The 19,795-nt window shown below is 61.6% G+C and carries 21 protein-coding genes and 1 pseudogene; 16 read left to right on the top strand and 6 right to left on the bottom strand.

Translation table 11 applies throughout. The annotated features are described in order from the left end of the window. Window positions 1–2 precede the first annotated feature (2 nt). The 10 genes from ACP7B7_RS27065 to ACP7B7_RS27020 are packed head-to-tail and all read left to right on the top strand — an operon-like array spanning window position 3 to window position 9,457. Window positions 3–314, top strand: coding sequence for a conjugal transfer protein TrbD (locus ACP7B7_RS27065; protein WP_426078772.1), 312 nt, complete (start codon window positions 3–5; stop codon window positions 312–314). Further along, window positions 311–2,848 carry a VirB4 family type IV secretion/conjugal transfer ATPase gene (locus tag ACP7B7_RS27060; RefSeq protein ID WP_426078771.1) on the top strand — a complete coding sequence of 846 codons (2,538 nt, stop codon included), beginning with the start codon at window positions 311–313 and terminating at the stop codon, window positions 2,846–2,848. Before ACP7B7_RS27065 ends, ACP7B7_RS27060 begins: the two co-directional genes overlap by 4 nt. Beyond that, window positions 2,845–3,609 (top strand): VirB8/TrbF family protein, encoded by a 765-nt coding sequence (locus ACP7B7_RS27055; RefSeq protein ID WP_426078770.1) that lies wholly within the window; start codon window positions 2,845–2,847, stop codon window positions 3,607–3,609. The genes ACP7B7_RS27060 and ACP7B7_RS27055 overlap by 4 nt, the downstream gene beginning before the upstream one ends. 11 nt (window positions 3,610–3,620) lie before the next feature. Continuing rightward, window positions 3,621–4,520: a P-type conjugative transfer protein TrbG gene (gene trbG / locus ACP7B7_RS27050; RefSeq protein ID WP_426078769.1), complete on the top strand. Its 900-nt coding sequence runs from the start codon at window positions 3,621–3,623 to the stop codon at window positions 4,518–4,520. A 28-nt stretch (window positions 4,521–4,548) separates the two neighbouring features. Next, on the top strand, window positions 4,549–5,013 hold the full coding sequence (locus tag ACP7B7_RS27045) for a conjugal transfer protein TrbH (protein ID WP_426078768.1): 465 nt from the start codon (window positions 4,549–4,551) through the stop codon (window positions 5,011–5,013). Further along, a complete protein-coding gene (locus ACP7B7_RS27040; protein WP_426078767.1) occupies window positions 5,010–6,368 on the top strand; it encodes a TrbI/VirB10 family protein in 1,359 nt (452 codons plus the stop codon). Before ACP7B7_RS27045 ends, ACP7B7_RS27040 begins: the two co-directional genes overlap by 4 nt. Before the next feature lie 18 nt (window positions 6,369–6,386). Further along, window positions 6,387–7,148 carry a P-type conjugative transfer protein TrbJ gene (gene trbJ, locus ACP7B7_RS27035; RefSeq protein WP_426078766.1) on the top strand — a complete coding sequence of 254 codons (762 nt, stop codon included), beginning with the start codon at window positions 6,387–6,389 and terminating at the stop codon, window positions 7,146–7,148. A gap of 10 nt (window positions 7,149–7,158) precedes the next feature. Further along, window positions 7,159–7,368, top strand: coding sequence for an entry exclusion lipoprotein TrbK (gene trbK / locus ACP7B7_RS27030; protein ID WP_426078765.1), 210 nt, complete (start codon window positions 7,159–7,161; stop codon window positions 7,366–7,368). A gap of 8 nt (window positions 7,369–7,376) precedes the next feature. Beyond that, a complete protein-coding gene (gene trbL, locus ACP7B7_RS27025) occupies window positions 7,377–9,026 on the top strand; it encodes a P-type conjugative transfer protein TrbL (protein WP_426078764.1) in 1,650 nt (549 codons plus the stop codon). Between the two features lie 35 nt (window positions 9,027–9,061). Next, entirely contained in the window at window positions 9,062–9,457 is a 396-nt protein-coding gene (locus tag ACP7B7_RS27020; protein ID WP_426078763.1) for a conjugal transfer protein TrbN, read from the top strand. A gap of 21 nt (window positions 9,458–9,478) precedes the next feature. Here the strand turns inward: ACP7B7_RS27020 and ACP7B7_RS27015 are convergent, their stop codons facing one another. Further along, entirely contained in the window at window positions 9,479–9,901 is a 423-nt protein-coding gene (locus tag ACP7B7_RS27015) for a hypothetical protein (protein WP_426078762.1), read from the bottom strand. 9 nt (window positions 9,902–9,910) lie between these two features. Between ACP7B7_RS27015 and tnpC the strand changes: the two are divergent. The 3 genes and pseudogenes from tnpC (at window position 9,911) to ACP7B7_RS27000 (ending at window position 11,819) form a co-directional block, all read left to right on the top strand. Beyond that, window positions 9,911–10,808, top strand: a pseudogene (gene tnpC, locus ACP7B7_RS27010) (IS66 family transposase). 148 nt (window positions 10,809–10,956) lie between these two features. Next, on the top strand, window positions 10,957–11,511 hold the full coding sequence (locus tag ACP7B7_RS27005; protein ID WP_426078761.1) for a hypothetical protein: 555 nt from the start codon (window positions 10,957–10,959) through the stop codon (window positions 11,509–11,511). 74 nt (window positions 11,512–11,585) lie between these two features. Next, complete coding sequence (locus tag ACP7B7_RS27000; RefSeq protein ID WP_426078760.1) at window positions 11,586–11,819, top strand: hypothetical protein; 234 nt, start codon at window positions 11,586–11,588, stop codon at window positions 11,817–11,819. Window positions 11,820–11,907: 88 nt separating this feature from the next. Here ACP7B7_RS27000 and ACP7B7_RS26995 read toward each other — a convergent pair whose 3' ends face one another. Genes ACP7B7_RS26995 through ACP7B7_RS26985 form a run of 3 tightly spaced genes read right to left on the bottom strand, consistent with a single transcriptional unit; the run spans window position 11,908 to window position 13,921 of the window. Further along, window positions 11,908–12,891, bottom strand: a complete 984-nt coding sequence (locus tag ACP7B7_RS26995; RefSeq protein ID WP_426078759.1) for an IS5 family transposase — start codon at window positions 12,889–12,891, stop codon at window positions 11,908–11,910. A gap of 27 nt (window positions 12,892–12,918) precedes the next feature. Continuing rightward, window positions 12,919–13,434: an AAA family ATPase gene (locus ACP7B7_RS26990; protein WP_426078758.1), complete on the bottom strand. Its 516-nt coding sequence runs from the start codon at window positions 13,432–13,434 to the stop codon at window positions 12,919–12,921. A gap of 34 nt (window positions 13,435–13,468) precedes the next feature. Continuing rightward, a complete protein-coding gene (locus ACP7B7_RS26985; RefSeq protein WP_426078757.1) occupies window positions 13,469–13,921 on the bottom strand; it encodes a Fis family transcriptional regulator in 453 nt (150 codons plus the stop codon). A gap of 35 nt (window positions 13,922–13,956) precedes the next feature. Between ACP7B7_RS26985 and ACP7B7_RS26980 the strand changes: the two genes are divergently transcribed. From ACP7B7_RS26980 to ACP7B7_RS26970, 3 genes are all read left to right on the top strand, one after another. Next, window positions 13,957–14,181, top strand: coding sequence for a hypothetical protein (locus tag ACP7B7_RS26980; protein ID WP_426078756.1), 225 nt, complete (start codon window positions 13,957–13,959; stop codon window positions 14,179–14,181). A 143-nt stretch (window positions 14,182–14,324) separates the two neighbouring features. Further along, window positions 14,325–16,016, top strand: a complete 1,692-nt coding sequence (locus ACP7B7_RS26975; RefSeq protein WP_426078755.1) for an aminotransferase class V-fold PLP-dependent enzyme — start codon at window positions 14,325–14,327, stop codon at window positions 16,014–16,016. Next, window positions 16,013–17,395 (top strand): L-serine ammonia-lyase, encoded by a 1,383-nt coding sequence (locus tag ACP7B7_RS26970; protein ID WP_426078754.1) that lies wholly within the window; start codon window positions 16,013–16,015, stop codon window positions 17,393–17,395. Before ACP7B7_RS26975 ends, ACP7B7_RS26970 begins: the two co-directional genes overlap by 4 nt. Window positions 17,396–17,483: 88 nt before the next feature. On the opposite strand, the gene ACP7B7_RS26965 is transcribed toward ACP7B7_RS26970, so the two are convergent. Both ACP7B7_RS26965 and ACP7B7_RS26960 read right to left on the bottom strand, forming a co-directional pair. Next, on the bottom strand, window positions 17,484–18,047 hold the full coding sequence (locus ACP7B7_RS26965) for an FAD-dependent oxidoreductase (protein WP_426078753.1): 564 nt from the start codon (window positions 18,045–18,047) through the stop codon (window positions 17,484–17,486). 143 nt (window positions 18,048–18,190) lie between these two features. Then, window positions 18,191–19,792: a methyl-accepting chemotaxis protein gene (locus tag ACP7B7_RS26960; protein WP_426078752.1), complete on the bottom strand. Its 1,602-nt coding sequence runs from the start codon at window positions 19,790–19,792 to the stop codon at window positions 18,191–18,193. Window positions 19,793–19,795 lie beyond the last annotated feature (3 nt).

Here is a 19,795-nt window from a genome sequence, read left to right as displayed (position 1 = left end):
CCATGGCAATGCGTGCCATCCCCATCCGCCGCGCGGGCAACCGCCACAACCTGTTCATGGGTGGCGACCGCGAGCTGGTCATGTTTGCCGGCCTGCTGGCCTTCGCGCTCATTTTCAGCGCGCAGGAACTGCGCGCGACGGTGGTGGGGCTGCTGCTGTGGACAGGCGCGCTGTTTGCCTGCCGCCTGATGGCGGCGCATGATCCGATGCTGCGCCAGGTGTACCTGCGCCACCGCCGCTACCGGCGCTACTACGCCGCGCGCAGCACGCCCTTCCGCGTCAACCCGGACAGCCAGGGGAGGCAATACAAATGACCGAAGCGATCTCTATCTCCATGGCGGCATGCGGCGCCCTGATGCTGGCCATGCTGTACGCGCGCATCCGCACGGCCAGCGCCGGCATGCGGCTGGACAAACACCGCTCGCGCGACGCCGGCCTGGCCGATCTGCTGAACTATGCCGCCATGGTCGACGACGGCATCATCGTCGGCAAGAACGGCGCCTTCATGGCGGCCTGGCTCTATCGGGGCGGCGACAATGCCAGCAGCACCGAAGAACAGCGCGAACTGGTCTCGTTCCGCATCAACCAGGCCCTGTCAGGGCTGGGCAGCGGCTGGATGATCCATGTCGATGCGGTGCGGCGGCCCGCGCCAGGCTACGCGCCGGCGGGCCTGTCGCACTTCCCCGATCCGATATCCGCCGCCATCGACGAGGAGCGCCGCCGCCTGTTCGAAGGCATGGGCACCATGTATGAGGGTTACTTCGTCCTGAGCGCCACCTACCTTCCGCCGCTGCTGGCGCAAAGCCGGTTCGTCGAACTGATGTTCGACGATGAAGCGGCCGCACCCGGCCAGCGTGCGCGCACGCAGGGCCTGATCGACTACTTCAGCCGCGAATGCGCCACCATCGAGTCGCGCCTGTCGTCTGCCGTGGCGCTGGAGCGCCTGCGCGGCACGCAGGTGGTTGGCGAGGATGGCGCCACCTCCACGCACGACGCGCTGCTGCGCTGGCTGCAGTTCTGCGTCACCGGCATCAACCATCCTGTCATCCTGCCGCGCAATCCGATGTACCTGGACGCCGTCATTGGCGGCCAGGAGCTGTTTGGCGGCGTGGTTCCCCGGATCGGCCGCAAGTTCGTCCAGGTGGTCGCCATCGAGGGTTTTCCGCTCGAATCCACGCCCGGCATCCTGACCGCGCTGGGCGAACTGGCATGCGAATACCGCTGGTCCTCGCGTTTCATCTTCATGGATGCGCACGAGGCAACCCGGCACCTCGACAAGTTCCGCAAGAAGTGGCGTCAAAAGATACGCGGCTTCTTCGACCAAGTCTTCAATACCAGCACCGGCCCCGTGGACCAGGATGCGCTGTCGATGGTGGCCGACGCCGAGGCGGCCATCGCGGAGGTGCACAGCGGCCTGGTAGCACAGGGCTACTACACCAGCGTCGTGATCCTGATGGACGAGGACCGCGACAGGCTGGACGCCGCCGCGCGCCAGGTCGAAAAAGCCATCAACCGCACCGGTTTTGCGGCGCGCGTGGAGTCGGTCAATACCATGGACGCCTACCTGGGCAGCCTGCCTGGCCACGGCGTGGAGAATGTGCGGCGCCCCTTGATCAACACCATGAACCTGGCCGACCTGCTCCCGACGAGCACCATCTGGACAGGGCTGGACAAGGCACCCTGCCCTTTGTATGCGCCGCTGGCACCGGCCCTGATGCACTGCGTGACGCACGGCGACACGCCGTTCCGCTTGAACCTGCATGTGCGTGACCTGGGCCACACGCTGATGTTCGGTCCGACGCGCAGCGGAAAATCAGCGCACCTGGGCCTGATCGCCGCGCAGCTGCGCCGCTACCAGGGCATGTCGGTGTATGTGTTCGACAAGGGCATGTCCATGTATCCGCTGGCCAAGGGCATGGGCGGCAGACACTACACGGTGGCCGGCGACGGCGACGGCCTTGCCTTCTGCCCGCTGCAGTTCCTTGCCACGCGCAGCGACCGCGCCTGGGCCATGGAATGGATCGACACCATCCTGGCACTGAACAACGTGGACACCACACCGGCCCAGCGCAACGAGATCGGCAACGCCGTCATGAGCATGCACGCCAGCGGCGCGAGGACCATGTCGGAATTCGCGCTGACGATCCAGGATGAAGCTGTGCGCGAGGCGATACGGCCCTACACGGTCGACGGCAGCATGGGGCACCTGCTGGACGCCGAGGAGGACGGCCTGTCGCTGTCCGACTTTACCGTGTTCGAGATCGAGGAGCTGATGGCAATGGGCGAAAAATATGCGCTGCCCACCCTGCTGTACCTGTTCCGCCGCATCGAGCGCAGCCTGCAGGGCCAGCCCGCCGCCATCCTCGTCGACGAAGCCTGGCTGGCGCTCGGCCATCCGGCATTCCGCTCCCGCATACGGGTCTGGCTGAAGGTGCTGGCCAAGGCCAACTGCCTGGTGCTGATGTCCACACAGAGCCTGTCCGACGCGGCCAGCTCGGGCATCCTCGACGTGATGGTGGAGTCGACGGCCACCAAGATTTTCCTGCCCAACGTCTATGCGCGCGACGAGGACACGGCGGCGCTGTACCGTCGCATGGGCCTGAACGCGCGCCAGATCGAGATCCTTGCCACCGCCATCCCCAAGCGCCAGTACTACTACGTGTCGGAGAGCGGACGGCGCCTGTATGACCTGGCACTGGGGCCCTTGGCCATGGCCTTTGTCGGCGCCACGGACAAGGAATCGGTGGCCGCCGTCAAGGCGCTGGAAGCCAGGCACGGCGGCGCATGGACCGGCCCATGGCTGGCCAGCCGGGGACTCAACCTGGACGACTACGGAGGCCCAGCATGAACCTTGCCCGCTTATTCAGCCCCCGCCGCGCCGCCGCGAGCGGCGAGGCGCCAGCACAGGACGACTACATTGATGGCGGACGCCGCAAGGGAGAAAGCGACAATCCCTACCTGTCCGCGCGGCGCACTTGGAACGACCACACAGCGCAGGCCGCGTCGTCGCGCCAGTCCTGGCAGTTGCTGGCCGTACTGTCGCTGCTGGTGGCGCTGGCGGCCGTCGGCGGTATGGTGCATGTCGCCGGGCAATCCCGGTTCGTGCCCTATGTGGTCGAAGTCGACAAGCTGGGCCAGCCGGTGGCCGTGGCGCCGGCGCAGCAGGCGCTCGCGGCGGACCCGCGCGTGGTGCGCGCCGCCGTCGCCGCGTTTGTCAGCGACGCGCGCCTGGTCACGCCGGACATCGCGCTGCAGCGCAAGGCCATCTACCGCCTGTACTCGATGCTGGCGGCAAACGACCCTGCCACGGCCAAGGCGAATGAATGGCTCAATGGCACCGATCAAAGCAGTCCGCTCAAGCGCGCCGCCATGGAAACCGTCAGCACCGAAATCATTTCCGCGCTGCCGCAGACGGTCGACACCTGGCAGGTGGACTGGACGGAAACGGTGCGCGACCGCCAGGGCGTGCTGAAGGCGGCGCCCTTCCGCATGCGCGCATTGCTGACCGTCTATACCGTGCCTGCCACGCCGCAGACCACGGAAGAACAGCTGCGCAACAATCCGCTGGGCATCTATGTCCGCGATTTTTCCTGGGCTAAACAGCTCTAAGGAGGCACAACGTGAAATCCATCTCCCTTCTTTTGATACTGTGCCTTGCCGCCACAGCGGCAGCAGCCCAGAACGCGCCGGACAACAAAAGTGTCGCCGACAGCTATTTCTCGGGCAAGGACCTGCCGCTCACCAAGCAGGAAAAGGACGCGATCGCCATTGCGCAGCGCTGGCGCAGCGGCGGCGGCACCGGCGTGCAGCCCGTGCCTGGCGAGGACGGCACGGTGCGCTTCCTGTTCGGCGCGCAGCAGCCCGGCATCGTGTGCGCCGTGCTGCAGGTCTGCGATATGGAATTGCAGGCGGGCGAACAGGTCAACTCCATCCACCTGGGCGACACGGCGCGCTGGACAGTGGAGCCGGCGATCACCGGCAGCGGTGCGGCCGAAGTCCAGCACCTGATCATCAAGCCACTCGATGTGGGGCTGGAGACCTCGCTGATCGTCACAACAAGCCGCCGCACTTACCATGTCCGCCTGCGCTCGCACCGCAGCCAGTTCATGCCGCGCATCGCCTTCACCTACGTCGAGGATGCGGCAGCCAAGTGGGACGCCCTGAAAGTCCGCGACAACAAGGAAAAGCAGGAGCGCACCATTGTGCAGACCGGCGAGTACCTGGGCGACCTCAGTTTCGGCTACGCCGTGACGGGCTCCGCCCCCTGGAAGCCCGTGCGCGTGTACAACAATGGAAGCAAGACCATTATCCAGATGCCGCTGGCGATGGCGCAGACTGAAGCGCCCGCGCTGCTGGTGGTGCGCAAGGACGGCGGCCTGTTCCGCGACGACGAAACGGCGATGGTGAACTACCGCGTGCAAGGCGACCGCTACATCGTCGACACGGTGTTCGACAAGGCCATCCTGATTGCCGGCGCGGGCCGCACGCAGGACAAGGTCACCATCACGCGGGAGAAATAGCATGCGCGCCCTGATGCTTGCACCACTGATGCTGACACCCCTCCTGCTGGCAAGCCTTGCGGGCTGCGCCGCAAACCGCGTGGCCAACACGCCCGCTTACGGCAACCTGCTCGCGGCGCCGGTCCCGGCGCAGGAAAGCGGCATCGCCGACGATGCGGCCGTGCGGCTTGCCGCCAGCTATCCACCAGCACAAACGCGCTTCGCGCTACAGCATGCGGCGCAGGACGGATTCGGCACGGGCCTGCTGGCGCGCCTGCGCGCGCAGGGCTACGCCGTCGCGGAATTCAGCGCTCAAACGCCTGCCGCCGTACCTTCCCAGCCGCCGGTGGCTGAAGCCATCGCGCTGCGCTATGTGCTCGATATGGCCGCCCCGCCAGGCCTGGCGCGTCTTACCCTGTATGCGGGCGGCGAATCGCTGAGCCGTGCCTATCTCCTCGAAGGCGGTGGGGCGCGGCCGGCCAGCGCCTGGATACGCAGGGAGGCAGCGCCATGAACGGCGATGACGACATGTCGCCGGACGCCTCGCCGGGCAGCATGCGCAGGAAATCGGGCGTCAAGCGCGTTAACAACCTGCCCGTCTACCTGGTGGGTGGCGCCATGGGCATCTTCCTGCTGGTAATGGCGCTGGTGGCCTGGGACCGCTCGGTCCAGCAAAACCGCCCGCCAGATCCACTGGAAGCAAAGGCAGGCAGCACCAGCATGTTCGCCAGCGAGATCGCGGGCAAGGAAAAGGACGGCTTCGTCGCCCCAGCGAAGCCCGCAGCCCCGACTTTGCCGGACACGCAGCCGCCGCCAGGCGCCATCATCGTGGCCCGTCCCGATGACCTGGAAGCGCCGCCCCGCCCGCCCGGCGGCCCGCTGCCTATGGAGGAGCAGCGTGGCATGGACGAGCGCGAGCGCCTGCGCATGGACAAGCTGCGCCAACTGGACGAGGCGGTCCGTGCGCGCACGACGGTGCAAGCCACCGCATCGCGTAGCGCCGGTTCCGCGCCCGCTGGAGGCGCGCCGCTCAGCCGCGAGGAGGCGCTCACGCAGATTGCCGCCCTGCAGCAGCAGGCCGATGCACAGGGACGCGACAACCCCGCCAGCGCCTATATGGCGCGGTTGCAGCAGCTGCAGGCTGCGGGCCTGGGCGAGGCTGGGGCGCGGCCGGTGGCGGCAGAGCCACTCATGGTGGGCGGCAAGGACTACCGCCAGTTCGATGCCCAGGGCCAGGGCGACCGCTGGCGGCTCGATTCGCGCGTGGAAGCGCCCCGCTCCCCCTATGAACTGCGCGCCGGCTTTATCGTCCCGGCCATGCTCATTTCGGGCATCAACTCCGACCTGCCGGGCCAGATCGTGGCGCAGGTCAGCCAGGATGTGTTCGATACCGCGACCGGCAAATGGCGGCTGATCCCGCAAGGGTCGCGGCTGGTGGGCCAGTACTCCAGCGACCTGGTCTACGGCCAGTCGCGCGTGCTGGTGGCCTGGCAGCGCATCGTCTTCCCGGATGGCAAGGCCATGGACATCGGCAGCATGCCCGGCGCCGACAGCGCCGGCTACGCGGGCCTGCGCGACCAGGTCAACAACCATTACTTGCGCCTGTTCTCCTCCGCGTTCCTGATGTCGGGCATCACGGCGGGCATCGCGATCAGCCAGCCGCAGACGGTGAACCAGGGCACGCGCCAGAGCGCCAGCAGCGCCATGAGCGAGGCCCTGGGCCAGCAGCTTGGCCAAGTGACGGCCCAGCTGATCGCCAGGAACATGAACATCGCGCCGACGCTGGAAATCCGGCCCGGCTACCGCTTCAACGTGATCGTCACCAAGGACCTGACCTTTTCCCGCCCCTACAAGGCGTTTGACTACTGACGGCAAGGAGCAGCAATCATGGACAAAACTTTAGCAGCTAAAATTCTGGCAGGCATGGCGCTGTGCATTCCCGCCGCCATGCAACCAGTGCGGGCCGGGCTGCCGGTGATCGATGCCAGCAACCTGTCGCAAAACAGCGTAAGCGCCCTGGAAAACGTGGCGCACACCCTCAAGCAGATCCAGCAGTACCGCACCCAGCTGCAGCAATACCAGAACATGCTGCAAAATACCGCCGCGCCACCATCCTTCATTTGGGATCAGGCCACCCAGACCATGAACCTGCTGCGCCGCGAGATCGACACGCTCAGCTACTACAAGAGCAGCCTGGGCAGCATTGACGCCTATCTGCGCAAATACCGCAGCACCAGCGACTACCGTGGCTCGCCCTGCTTCTCGGTGCGCGGCTGCACGCAAGCCGAATGGAACGCAATGAGCGACGCCCAGCGCCTCGGCTCGGACGCGCAGAAGCGCTCGACCGACGCCCTCTTCCGGGGCCTGGACCGCCAGCAGGATGCCATGGAGGCCGACGCGCGCAAGCTGACGCAGCTGCAGGCGGCGGCCCAGGGCGCCAGCGGCCAGATGCAGGCGATCGGCTACGCCAACCAGCTCGCCAGCCAGCAGGCCACGCAACTGCTGCAGATACGGGGCCTCCTGATCTCCCAGCAAAACGTCATCGCCACGCGCTACCAGAGCCTGGCCGACCGCGAGGCGATGCAGCGCGCCTCGGACGAAGTAGTACTGAGCAACACCTATAAACCCAGCCCCGCGCGCGGCTGGTAAGGAGATTGCCATGCGCCAGCCGATCATATTGCTCGCTGCCCTGCTCCAATTTGCCGCGTGCACGCCGAGCGACCCTGCGGACTCGTTGCCGCCAGTGACGGCAGAAAACTGCGAGCCGGAAGCGATTGCGAAGATCAGGGACCGGAAGGCCAGGAGCCAGTTCACAGATCTGTGCGTGCGGCGTAATACCTTCCGCCCGAGTCCGAAACGTGAATGGTGAGGTACCTGATGAAAACCAATACGCCAAGACACATGCCACTATCGAAGACCGTGCTTTGTGCGCTACTTCTGCTGGGCCTGGCGTCGCTGTCGTTCTCTGCCAGAGCAGAAATCGACAACACGGGCGTACTCGACAACGTCCTTGCTCGCTATTCCGCCGTCGCCACCACCTGGGCGACGACGATCACCGCGCACGCCACACGCCTTTTCTGGACCCTGGCAACCATTAGCATGGTATGGACGTTTGGCATGATGGCAATGCGCAAAGCCGATATCGGCGAGTTCTTCGCGGAGTTCGTACGCTTCACCATCTTTACCGGCTTCTTCTGGTGGCTGCTGCGCAACGGGCCAAATTTTGCAACCTCAATCATTGATTCAATGCGCACGATAGGTGCTGGCGCCGCCGGTACAGGGACAGGCTTATCCCCCTCAGGGATCGTTGACATAGGATTCGGTCTCTTCGCCAACGTGCTCGAAAAATCGTCGCTCTGGTCGCCTTTGAGCAGCGCAGTTGGCGTCGCGATCAGCCTGATCACCCTCATTTCTCTTGCACTGATTGGCGTCAACATGCTGCTTCTCTTGATCAGCGGCTGGATATTGGCCTATGCGGGCATCTTCTTTCTCGGTTTCGGAGGCTCGCGCTGGACCTCGGACATGGCGATCAATTACTACAAGACCGTGCTAAGCATTGGCGCCCAGCTCTTTACGATGGTGCTGCTCGTCGGCATAGGAAAATCGTTCATTGACCAGTTTTACACCAACATGAGCTCTGCCTACAAAATGAATGAACTGGCAGTGATCATGGTCGTCGCCATCATCCTGCTCGCCTTGGTCAACAAGGTTCCGTCGCTGGTGGGTGGGCTGGCCATGGGCGGCGGAACCGGCGCGCTGGGGAGCGGCTTCGGTGCAGGGACGGCCCTGGGTGTCGCCGCAATGGCTGCGACAGCCGCCGCGACGGCAGGTGCGGCGGTCGCGGCGGGTGCCGCAAATGCCGCTGGCGGTGTGCAGGCACTGATGGCAGCGGTATCCAAGGCGAATGCAGCAGAAAGCACTGGCGGCGGCGCGCGCGACTTCGCAGCATCGGCCGCAGGTGGAAGCAGTGAACAAGCAGCCAGTACTCGCACCGGCAGCGGGGCACTGGCAGCAGCCATGGGCGATACGACACAGGCGGCAGGCAGCGATATCGATGCTGGAAGCCGAACTGCAGAAACGCGGTCAACAGAAAGCACTCCACAGCCAACCCAACCTCCAGCTTCGCCGTCTAAGCAGCAAAGTGAGAGCGCACCTTCCAGTGCAAGCGGCGGAGAAAAAACAGGACAACGTCCAACGAAAGCGGCACCCGGCATAGGCAGCCCAGCCGCAGCGGCGGCACTAGTGGCAAAGACGGGCCGGATTGCAGCAGGTGCAGCGGCCAGCCTGGCGCAGGGAACTTGGGAGGTTGGCAAGGCAAAGGTTGGACAGAGACTTTCGGCGGCAAGCGACCGCGTCAGCAAAACCATCGGTAGTCAGATCGCCGCCGCCATCAGGTCTCAAGATCATGCTGGAGCGCCAGATGGCGGAGCATCAGGGCTGGATGATGACAGTATCTCTAAAGGAGCCCACTCCCCCGGTGATGCGGCGGATGAAGTCGCAGCATTCCGCGACCACAAGCCTGAATAGCACCGGAAACCTCATCGTAATAAAGGAGAAACGTCATGCTCGACCTGCCCCCCATTCAGCAGGAGCGCATCGTGTGTTCGATCGCGGCCGCAATCAAGTACCAGGTGCCCGCCAATATTCTGCTGGCGATCGCGGAAAAGGAAGGTGGCAAGCCTGGAATGGTTGTCACCAATAAAAACGGGACCTATGACGTTGGTCCGATGCAGTTCAACACCGTCTATTTGCATGAGCTACGGAAATATGGAATCACTTTAGCCCATGTCGCGGTGAAAGGCTGCTATCCATATGATCTCGCCGCTTGGCGGCTAAGGCAGCACTTGCTGCACGATAAAGGAAATATTTGGGTAAGGTCGGCCAATTACCATTCGCGAACACCGAATCGCAATCTGCAATACAAGGAGGATCTAGTCAGAAAGGCAGAAAAATGGTAACATTGTCTGAATTGCAATTTTTCAACCTACAAACAACAAAACCATTCTTGGTAAAGTCTTATAAACCGTGCACCCGCCTTCGGTCACCTTGATCTTGGCCGAAGGGATGTCCAGCAGCGGGTCGTTTCCATCAACCGTATGCTCGCCGGGCGCCAGCGTGAGGGTGAGGGTGATGGCACCAACGCCACCGCAGACGTCCTGCGCATCGTAGTTCAGCTTGCCCGACCAGATGCCATCTACGAACACGTTCTGCACGCCCCAGGATGCGCGGGTATAAATCGCCAGCTTGCCCGAGTGCGCCAGCTTGCCGGTCCCGGTAAGCCGAACCGGAATAATTCTTGGATAGTTGCTGGTTAGGCTCAAGGTGCCCGCTTTCGTGCCAGTGCGCTTTACCGGCGTGAACATGACACTGACGGTGCAGCCCGCGCCGGGAACAAGTTGCACCGGGCAATTGTGCGTCAAAGTGTATTCAGCGGAACTCTGGAGGCCGGCCGTGGGGTCCAGGGTCAGCGGACCGGTCGTAAACACGTACTGGCTGGCACTAAATTGCATGCCGATGACACGCCGGTGCCAGTGCTCGCGCCTGGCAACGGCAAAATCAAAACCGGGCGCCTGTGGACCTATGTGCGTGATGATCGGCCAGCTGGCGACAACACGCCGCCGGCGGTGTGGTTCGCCTACTCGCCGGATCGCATGGGCATCCACCCGCAAAGCCACTTGGCCCAGTTCAAGGGCGTGCTGCAAGCCGATGTCTACGCCGGCTTCAACGCTTTGTACGAAAACGGCGATATCCACGAGGCAGCCTGCTGGGCGCAAGTTCCACGACCTGCATGCAGCACGGCCATCGCCGTTGACAACCGAAGCGCTGCGGCGCATTGCCGAGATGTGTCGGATTGAAGCAGAAATTCGTGGCAAACCGCCGGACCAGCGTAAATCAGTGCGGCAGACAGAAGCATGCCCCTTGCTCAATGACTTGGAACGCTGGCTGTGCACGTCTCTGGAAAAGCTGTCCCGCAAGTCGGACACGACAGCGGCCATCCTGTATGCCCTGAACCTGTGGCCGGCCCTGACGCGCTACTGCGACAACGGCGCCATCGAGATCGAGAACTCGGCCGCCGAACGGGAGCTGCGCGGTATCGCCATCGGCCGGCGCAACTTACCTGTTCGCCGGCGCCGACAGCGGTGGCGAGCGCGCTGCTGCCATCTACTCACTGATCGGCACCGCCAAGCTCAACGGTGTTACCCCGAGGCTTGGCTGCGCCATGTACTGGCCACTATCGCGGAGCATCCGGTCAACCGGGTTGGCGACTTCCTGCCGTGGAACTGTGCCGCACAGCTCCCCTCAGCCTAAACAACACGCCGCTTCCCAGCTGTGTGATGCCATCATCTAGCAAATCAACATCCGGCTCAAGACGGCGTTGGTTTTACACTTACGAAGAAGGCGCAGTACCGTTGAATAAAATTTTTTTGATTGGTTCAAACTTGTTTATGGAGGTGATATGTCGACAAAAATAGGTAATTCCGCTAGCCCAACTGCACCACGCATTGTATTTCATGGAATTGTTAGCGCCACCGTCTTTGCGGTAGGAATGGCTGCTGCCGGGGTTTCTGGCGCAGCGCCAGCCTTGAAGGATACCGCTGGTGCTAACGATGAAATCGTCCTCAGCAAGCTTGTCTATGTTTCCGATTCAATATTGTTCAGAGTGCGGCTGACTGAGCCGACCTTGCTTCAAGTGGGTTGCACACACGTCACTGAAAACAAGGAAAAAAACAAAAAGTTGCGCGATATTCTTGACAAATTTGCTCTGCATGGCGAGGCAACTAACGACGCCATGGTGGAACCAAGGTATGCACTATACCTTACGAGGAAGGGTGGCACCCATGAAACCAGGCTGCTGGACCGCCTATATACCGGAGCAGACAGCATTCATGGACTGCTCAACGGAAACCCGATTTCGGCCGCGCCTGGCCTGTTAAAGGAAGTAGTGCAATGGGCTCTGGACGAAGAACTTCCTCAAATCAACGATCAATGTATTAACAGCAAATCGCCATAAATGGTCGATTGTTTAACTTAAAGGTGGCTTTTTCGACAAGATGGCGCATTTTTGATGGCATTTTGGAGGAATTTATGACGAAAACAAGTGCGGATTTTAAGGTGGCAAATGCAACAGCAGACGATCTTGCTCAACTAAATGATGCTTTGGCTTATGGCTCATTGTCACCGGCCGCAGAAAGTTTAATTGAACGTGTAGGCGACTTGGGGAAGACGATTGCCATCATCCATTACGGCAATGACAGGAACCAGGGAGACACTATTTATTGGGATCCCACTTGGGAGGCGCTGATCAATTCGGTTTTCTGACGAGGCTGGCGCGCCAAATGCCCGACCGGCGAGCCGTTCAAGCCCGTTTTTCGTTCAAGTTGACGTGATGCTGCGCGTCTTTCTGCAATCAAGACGGACTACGGGATTCGGTAATCGTAAAGCGCCGTCCAGCCAGCACCAGATTGGCAAAGGCGAACAAGGTAAAACGCTGTGCAGTGTTCTTGGCCAACCCGCGATAACGCGTATTGCGATGACGGAACAGGTTCTTGATGACATGAAACGGATGCTCGACTTTTGCCCGCACGCTGGCCTTCAGATGCCCCAACTTTTCCGGCAGGCGCCCCAGTTTGTTATTGGGCAGCGCCTTGCGTTTGGAGCGCTTCATAGCCACCTGCCATGTCACCGATTTGCCGATGTTTTCGGGCCGTTTTTCCACGCCCTGATAGCCGGCGTCGCCAAGTGCGGCGGTCTCGTCGCCGTGCAGCAACGCGTGCGCCTGGGTCACATCGGCGACATTGCCGGCCATGCCGATGACCGTATGCACCAGGCCAGAAGCGACATGGACGCCAACGTGAGCCTTCATGCCAAAGTGCCAGTCGTTGCCTTTCTTCGACTGGTACCTTTCCGGATCACGTTTGCCGTCCTTGTTCTTGGTCGACGTTGACGCCGCGATCAGCGTGGCGTCGACGATGGCGCCTTCGCGCATCATCAAGCCTTTCTCGGCCAAGTGCCCGTTGATCGTGTCGAAGATCTGGCGCGTCAGCCCGTTGGCCTCAAGCAGGTGGCGGAACTTCAACAAGGTCGTCGCGTCCGGCGCTGATTCACGGCCCAAGTCGATGCCGAGGAAAGCACGAATGGACTGGCTGTAGTAGATCGCGTCTTCGATACCTCCGTCCGACAAACCAAAGCATTGCTGGGCCACGTACATGCGCAGCATGGGCGCCAGTCCGATTGGTGGACGGCCGGCACCCTCGACCTTCGGATAGAACGGTTCCACGGTTTTATACAACTTTCCCCAAGGCGTTACGCTATCGATCTCAGCAAGGAACCGGTCGCGCCGCGTCAGTTTCTTCTTGGCAGCATATTCAAGGTCGGAAAAGCTCTTTTGCATGGTCGATGGCGGATAGTGGCGATACCGTTAGTGTGCATGGCTCGTCAGGCGGTGCACGACCGCAAAGCCTTCTTCGGTGGATGGCTCTTCAAAAATTGTGTGCACGTTGGCGATGGCCGCCTCGGACACGCGTTCGTCTTCAACTCGGCCGGCGTTGCGTGTCAGCGCAACCTCCAGCGGCGTATCCATCCAGACGGCCTCGGCGCGTAACTGGTGCGCCGCCGCAAAAGCCATGGCGCGCGCCCGGTGGCGGGCGGCGGGAAGGGCCGCGTCAATGACGAACGCGGGCTCTGTGAAAAAATCGGGATTATTCCCGATCCACGTCGATTTGCCCGCACCCTGTATCCCGCAGACGATGTACAGAGTGGCCGCCTGGCCGAACTGATGAAAATTCGCTTCCAGCAAGCGGTAGATTTCCTCCCACGCGGCCAGGTTGCGTTCCGGCGTCCAGATGCGCGGCGATCCGAGGAATGCGTCCGGATTGAGTACGGTTGACATGGACATGGGTGGGCGAGGCATCGTTGTTGAAAAAAGCTTCATCATATATATCCTTAATGTAGTGACTGAGGCGCGCGCCTCAAGCTGGACGGCCATACCTTTCAAGCTTCTCCGCCGCGTAGGCAAATGCCTTCAACGGAACCGTGCCCAATTGCCGGTCGTGGTAGATCAACAGGCCGGCAAAGGCAGCATACGCTTCGACAGATAACCGGTAGCTGCCTTCGCTGCCGCTATGCAAAGCCTGCGTCGCCAATGCCTCGTACTCTTCGATTGCACGTGGCAGGGCATGACCGTAGCCAAGTTCCTGCAAAATCGCGCTGGCTAGCGCGACGCGCATGATCAACTGCAGGGAAAGCAATGATCCGGCGCCGACATACAAGCACGCTAGCTGCGCATGATGTTGCAGCGATATTCGGCTACATGTGGCTTGCGGCAAGGGCTGGAATTCAAGCCACTCCTTCTGTGCTGCCGAAACCGCGCCACGCAGCAGGAAGGTGAGGCGTTTGCGTCCAGGCGCTTGGTCAGAATGCATGAGGCGAACCAGTGCTCCCGCAGGCAGTCACGGTGATGTCGATCAGCGCAGGGCGCGACGCCGATAATGCACTGCCGCTCAAAAGATCGACGGTGGTAGCGACGAAGAGAGGATGGATCGAGCCAAAAACTTTCGGAGTGTCGGACGACATTGGTTGGCTGGTCATCGATGCGCCTGGTGCCGATAAAAGCGGAATCGCACTTCATTTTTGGCCAGGTCGGCAGTACGGAAAACAGTTAATCAAGCGACTGTACTGGTGAACGGTTCAGGACAAAAGCAGTACTCCGATTAAAGTACATTTATGCTATTTTATGATTATTTAAAGCATATATATACTTTAATTTTTAATTTTTATAGGTAATTTAGAACATAAATTTCCAATGTCTGGCGTACCATATCCAGCATGAAAACCGACATCTACCTCGACAGCAACGCCACCACCGACACCTTGCCCGCCGCCCGCGAAGCGGCGAATCGCGCGATGGGGGACACATATGGCAATCCCAGCAGTACTCACTCAGCCGGCTTGCGGGCGCGAGCAATTTTGAATGACACGAGAGCGCGCGCCTGTCGCCTGCTCGGCACCGGCAGCGGCGCAATGATGTTTAACAGTGGCGCCACAGAAGGCATTCAAACTGCCGTTTTGTCCGCACTGTGCTCGCTGCGCGAGCGGCGAGCTCGCGGCGAGCGCACCGGCTCGATTCTTGTGTATGGCGCGACTGAGCACAAGGCCGTTCCCGAGAGTCTGAAGCATTGGAATCGCGTGCTTGGATTAGATCTGGAAATACGCGCCCTGCCCGTCAATGGCTGCGGCATGCACAACCTCGTCGAACTGAGAGCGCTTGCGGCTGATGCGGCGCTGGTGTGCACGATGGCCGCCAATAACGAGACAGGCGCCGTGTCCGACCTTGAAGGCATCGCCGCCGCGCTATCTGGCAGCGATGCCCTTTGGCTAGTGGACTGCGTCCAGGCCCTGGGCAAGATATCGCTGCATCTATCATCGACGCGCATTGATTACGCCCCGTTTTCAGGACACAAACTGTATGCCCCAAAAGGCGTGGGAATGTTATATGTACGTGCAGGTGCACCGTTCACACCCTTGATGATCGGCGGCGGCCAGGAAAACGGCATGCGCTCCGGAACTGAAAATATGTCAGGTATCGCGGCAATGGGAGCGGTGCTTGCCGAGCTGGAAGAAGGCAGTTCATTTCGCAGTTGCGCCCAGTTGGAGCAGGCACGCAAGAAATTGATCGCCAGCCTGTTGCGCGCATTTCCTGACGTGATGATCAACACGCCGCTCAATCAATCACTGCCGACCACGCTGAATTTCACGGTGCCAAGCATTGACAGCGGCACCCTGCTTGGTGTCTTTGACGCTGCCGGCATACGTGTTTCAGCGGGCAGCGCCTGCTCTGCTGCAAAAGCATTGCCATCCTATGTGCTGCAGGCGATGGGATTGCCCGATTGGCGCAGCAGCAATGCAGTGCGCATCTCGATCGGCGCGGCGACCGACGACGCCACTATCGACGCCGCCTGTTCGCGTATCGAGCAATGCGCCGCTGCGCTGCGCATTGCATTCGACAACGGCGCGCAAGCAGACGGCATCGTTCGAAACGGAGCCATCTGCCTTGATGATAACCTGCCGCATGCAAATGCCGTTACGGCACCGGGTGGCGATGCCAATAACGTCGAGCCGGCAGGGGATACGACGAAGGAACAGGAGCAGCATGTAAAGGTGGACCCGTCCTTGCAGATCGGTGCCGCTGCTTTGCCAGATTTCCTTGAGCAGCGTGTAGAAACCATCATTGTCGATGTGCGCGACCCGGTCGAGCACGCAGTAAGCAGATTGCCGGCGAGCCTGGTGAGCGCCTTGAATATTCCACTGTCACGCTTGGCCGATGCGGTGCCAGGCTGGCTGGCGTTGCCAGAACGGCCTCCGATCTTGTTCTTTTGCCGTAGTGGAAACCGCAGTACATCCGCCGCAGGCTTGCTGCGCCAACTTGGTTACGCCCCGGCGTTCTCGCTCGATGGCGGCCTGGCACTGGCGGCCCCATTACTCGACGCCACCGATAAGACATATGGGGAGCCGGCATGAACATGAGCATATTTGACTTGTTCAAGATTGGCGTGGGGCCATCAAGTTCGCACACGGTGGGTCCCATGATTGCGGCACGACGCTTTTTACTCGAATGCGATGTGCTTGATCAAGCGGTTGCAGTTGAGGTTCATTTGTATGGTTCGCTTGCCTTGACAGGTGTCGGCCACGGGACCGATCAGGCAGTCGTTCTCGGGCTGATGGGCGAAGCGCCCGAGACTCTCGATCCGGCGACAGTCAGCACAAAGCTGTCGCAAGCCGCAGCGTCGGGCAGCATCACGCTATTGGGCCTCAAACGTGTGCCATTTAGCGCCGAAAGCGGATTGCTTTGGCACAAGACGACCTCTTTGCCCGAACACCCCAACGGCATGCGTTTCGTTCTTCACTTGGCTGATGGCGAGGTGATCGTGCGCACTTATTACTCAGTGGGTGGCGGGTTCGTCACGACGGCAGGCGAACAGCAGAGCGCGGCGGAAAAAGCCAGTCTCTTACCTTTCCCATTTGCCAAGATGTCCGACCTGCTCAAGCTCGGCAAAACGCATGGCATGTCGATCGCCTCTATGCTGCGCGCCAACGAACTGGTGCGTTTCGGCAATGCTGAACTTGACGCTGGCCTCGACCGGATCTGGCACACGATGCGTGATTGCATCGCACGCGGCCTGGAAAGCGAAGGAGAATTGCCAGGCGGATTGCGAGTCAAGCGCCGCGCCGCGCGCTTGTTCAAGGACGCGCACAGCGGCGCTGGCGTGCGCCGCAACGAGTTGCCCCACGACGCCACTTATCATGTGACGCTTTACGCAATGGCAGTCAACGAAGAAAACGCCGCGGGTGGCCGGGTGGTGACGGCGCCAACAAACGGGGCTGCCGGCATTATTCCGGCAGTGTTACGCTATTACGCCGAAGACTGCCGTCCTTGCGATGCGGACACAGGCATCCGCGTTTTCCTGCTGACTGCTTCTGCAGTAGGCATGCTCTGCAAGAAAAATGCCTCGATTTCAGGCGCCGAAGTGGGCTGTCAGGGTGAGGTCGGGGTTGCCTGTGCCATGGCGGCCGCTGGCCTGGTCGCAGCGCTTGGCGGCACCAATGAGCAGGTCGAAAACGCTGCCGAAATCGGTATAGAACACCACCTTGGCATGACTTGCGATCCTATCGGCGGTCTCGTGCAGATACCCTGTATCGAGCGAAACGGCATGGGCGCAATCAAGGCCATTACTGCCGCCTCCCTGGCCTTGCGTGGCGATGGTAGTCACTTTGTCAGCCTTGACCAGGTCATCGAAACGATGCGCCAGACCGGCGCGGACATGCAGGCAAAGTACAAGGAAACGTCCCTCGGCGGCCTGGCGGTACATGTCATTACCGTCAACCATACGGCCTGCTGAGGCGTGAACCTTGTATTAAAAAACGTTCATTGGTCGACAAAATTTTTAATCATGTGGTCTCAGCGATTCAGGCAGGCCAGAAATTAGTTCAGTTCGGCGGCATCGGAATACACCGCCGGCCTGACCCGATGGGCCATGGTCGATCCGGTAGCTTTTCGAAATAGCGCAGCAAGTCGAGCGCTGCCATGCAGCCGGTGTCGGCGCTGGTAATGGCCTGGCGATACACGTGGTCCTGCACGTCGCCGGCCGTGAACACGCCCGGTACACTGGTCGCGGTGGCCATGCCGTCGCGTCCTCCGAGCGTGACAATGTAGCCGTCGTACATCTCCAGCTGTCCGGCAAACAGACCCGTATTCGGCTCGTGCCCAATCGCCACGAACACGTCGGCGACGTCGATCCGGCTGATTTGCCCATCCGCAGCCGACGCCAGCACGGCGCCGGTAACTTTGCTGCCGTCACCGACCACCTCGTGCAAGGTCTGATTGAGCTTCAGGTCTACTCTGCCTTCCTCCACCCACGCCGTCAACCGATCGAAGAGAGCAGGCTCGGCACGCAAGCGGTCGCGCCGGTGCACCAGTGTGCCCTTGGAAAGGGCCTGACGCAATGCAGCGACTTCCAGCGTCAGATCTTGGATCAGAACCAGTTTTACCACATCTCCCCCGACGCTCGGGTATGTAGGTTTTTGAACCTGTCACAAGCTCTCTAGTTGGTGAAGTTTACCAATTTGGAGGGGCGAAAAAATCCAGGGTAGCTCAGTCGCGCAAGTTCCGGCACGATTTCACTCTTGTTATGGCCCTACAAAAGCCGCATCATGGCCGCTCCACCGACCAGGGGGCGCACCATCGCGGCCTGATCGTCTTCGCGCTCCAGCCTGAAAGTACCGACCACCCGGCGCAGTTCGCCGGCCTGGTCGCGCATGGCCTGCGCGGTGGCGGCCGCCTGCTCCACCAGCGCGGCGTTCTGCTGCGTGGTTTCATCCATCTGCGAGATCGCCAGGTTGACCTGCTCAATGCCCAGGCTCTGCTCCTGGCTGGCGCTGGTGATTTCGGCCATGATGCGCGTCATCTGCGCCACACTGTCGAGCACTTCGCGCATGCTGCTGCCAGCCTGGCTGACCAGCACATTGCCGACTCCCACCTTTTCCACCGAATCGCCGATCAGCGCCTTGATCGAGCGCGCCGCCGTGGTAGAACGCTGGGCCAGCGCGCGCACCTCGTTGGCCACCACCGCAAAGCCACGGCCGTCCTCGCCCGCGCGGGCCGCCTCGACGGCCGCGTTCAGCGCCAGCAGGTTGGTCTGGAAGGCGATGCTGTCGATCTCCACGATGATGTCGGCGATCTTGCGCGACGAGGCGTCGATCGCCGCCATGGTGCCGACCACCTGCGACACCACGGCGCCGCTTTTCTCCGCCACCGCCGAGGCGGTCGCCGCCAGCGTATTGGCCTCGCGCGCGCTGGCCGCATTCTTGCGCACGGCGCCCGTCAATTCTTCCATCGCGGCGGCCGTCTGCTGCAGGCTGCTGGCCTGGGCTTCGGTGCGTCCAGACAGGTCCAAGTTGCCGGCGGCGATTTCACCGGAGGCGTGACCGATGGCCTCGGTGCCGCGCCGCACTTCACCCACGATCACGGCTAGGCCCGCGCTCATCTCGTCGATGGCGCGCAGCAGTTGGCCGATTTCATCGCGGCCATGGCGGTCGGCGCCGGCGCTCAGGTCGCCGCCAGCCACGCGGCGGGCGCTGGCCACGGCCGCGTTCAACGGCCGCACGATGCCGCGCACCAGGAAAAACGCCACTACCGCCGCCAGCAGCAGGCCAATCACGATGCTGGCCGCCATCCCCAGCAAGATGCCGTCGTGGCGCTGCAGGCTGCGCTCGTATTCGGTGCGCGCCAACGTCACCTCCAAGTTGCGCAAGGCCGCCACGTTCTGCGCCACCGTCTGCGACAGCGCTTCGGTTTCCTTGCCTATCATGGTCGCCGCATACGGTCGGCCATCGACCAGCGCGGCAATCGCCGGCAGCAGCGATTCTTTCTCCAGCCGGCTGCGGCTGGCGTCGAACTTGTCGGCCAATACTTTTTCTTCCGGGCTCAAGCCGCCGTCCAGGTAGGCTTGCCAGTTGCGCTTCATCTCGGTGATGCGCCGGCCGACCTGGGCGCTACCTTCCTGCACCTTGTCGGCGCGCGGATCCTGCAGCATCGACGCCAGCGCCAGCTGGTTCAGGTACAGCGCGCTTTCGATGCCGGTGACTTTTTCCAGCGCCAGTGTACGGTTTTCATACACGGTTTTCAGGCCTTCATTGCTGCGGCCCATGCCGTACAAACCCAGCACGCCGATGGCCACGACCAGCAGCGACAGGAAAGCGATGACGCCGAGCAGGCGCGATTTGATCGAGAGACCCATGGT

It is taken from the genome of Janthinobacterium sp. PSPC3-1 (assembly GCF_049896105.1).
In the GTDB taxonomy this organism is placed as follows: Bacteria; Pseudomonadota; Gammaproteobacteria; order Burkholderiales; family Burkholderiaceae_D; genus Janthinobacterium.
The sequence above is the reverse complement of the archived record's forward strand: the minus strand, read 5'-3'. Positions and strand labels throughout refer to the sequence as shown.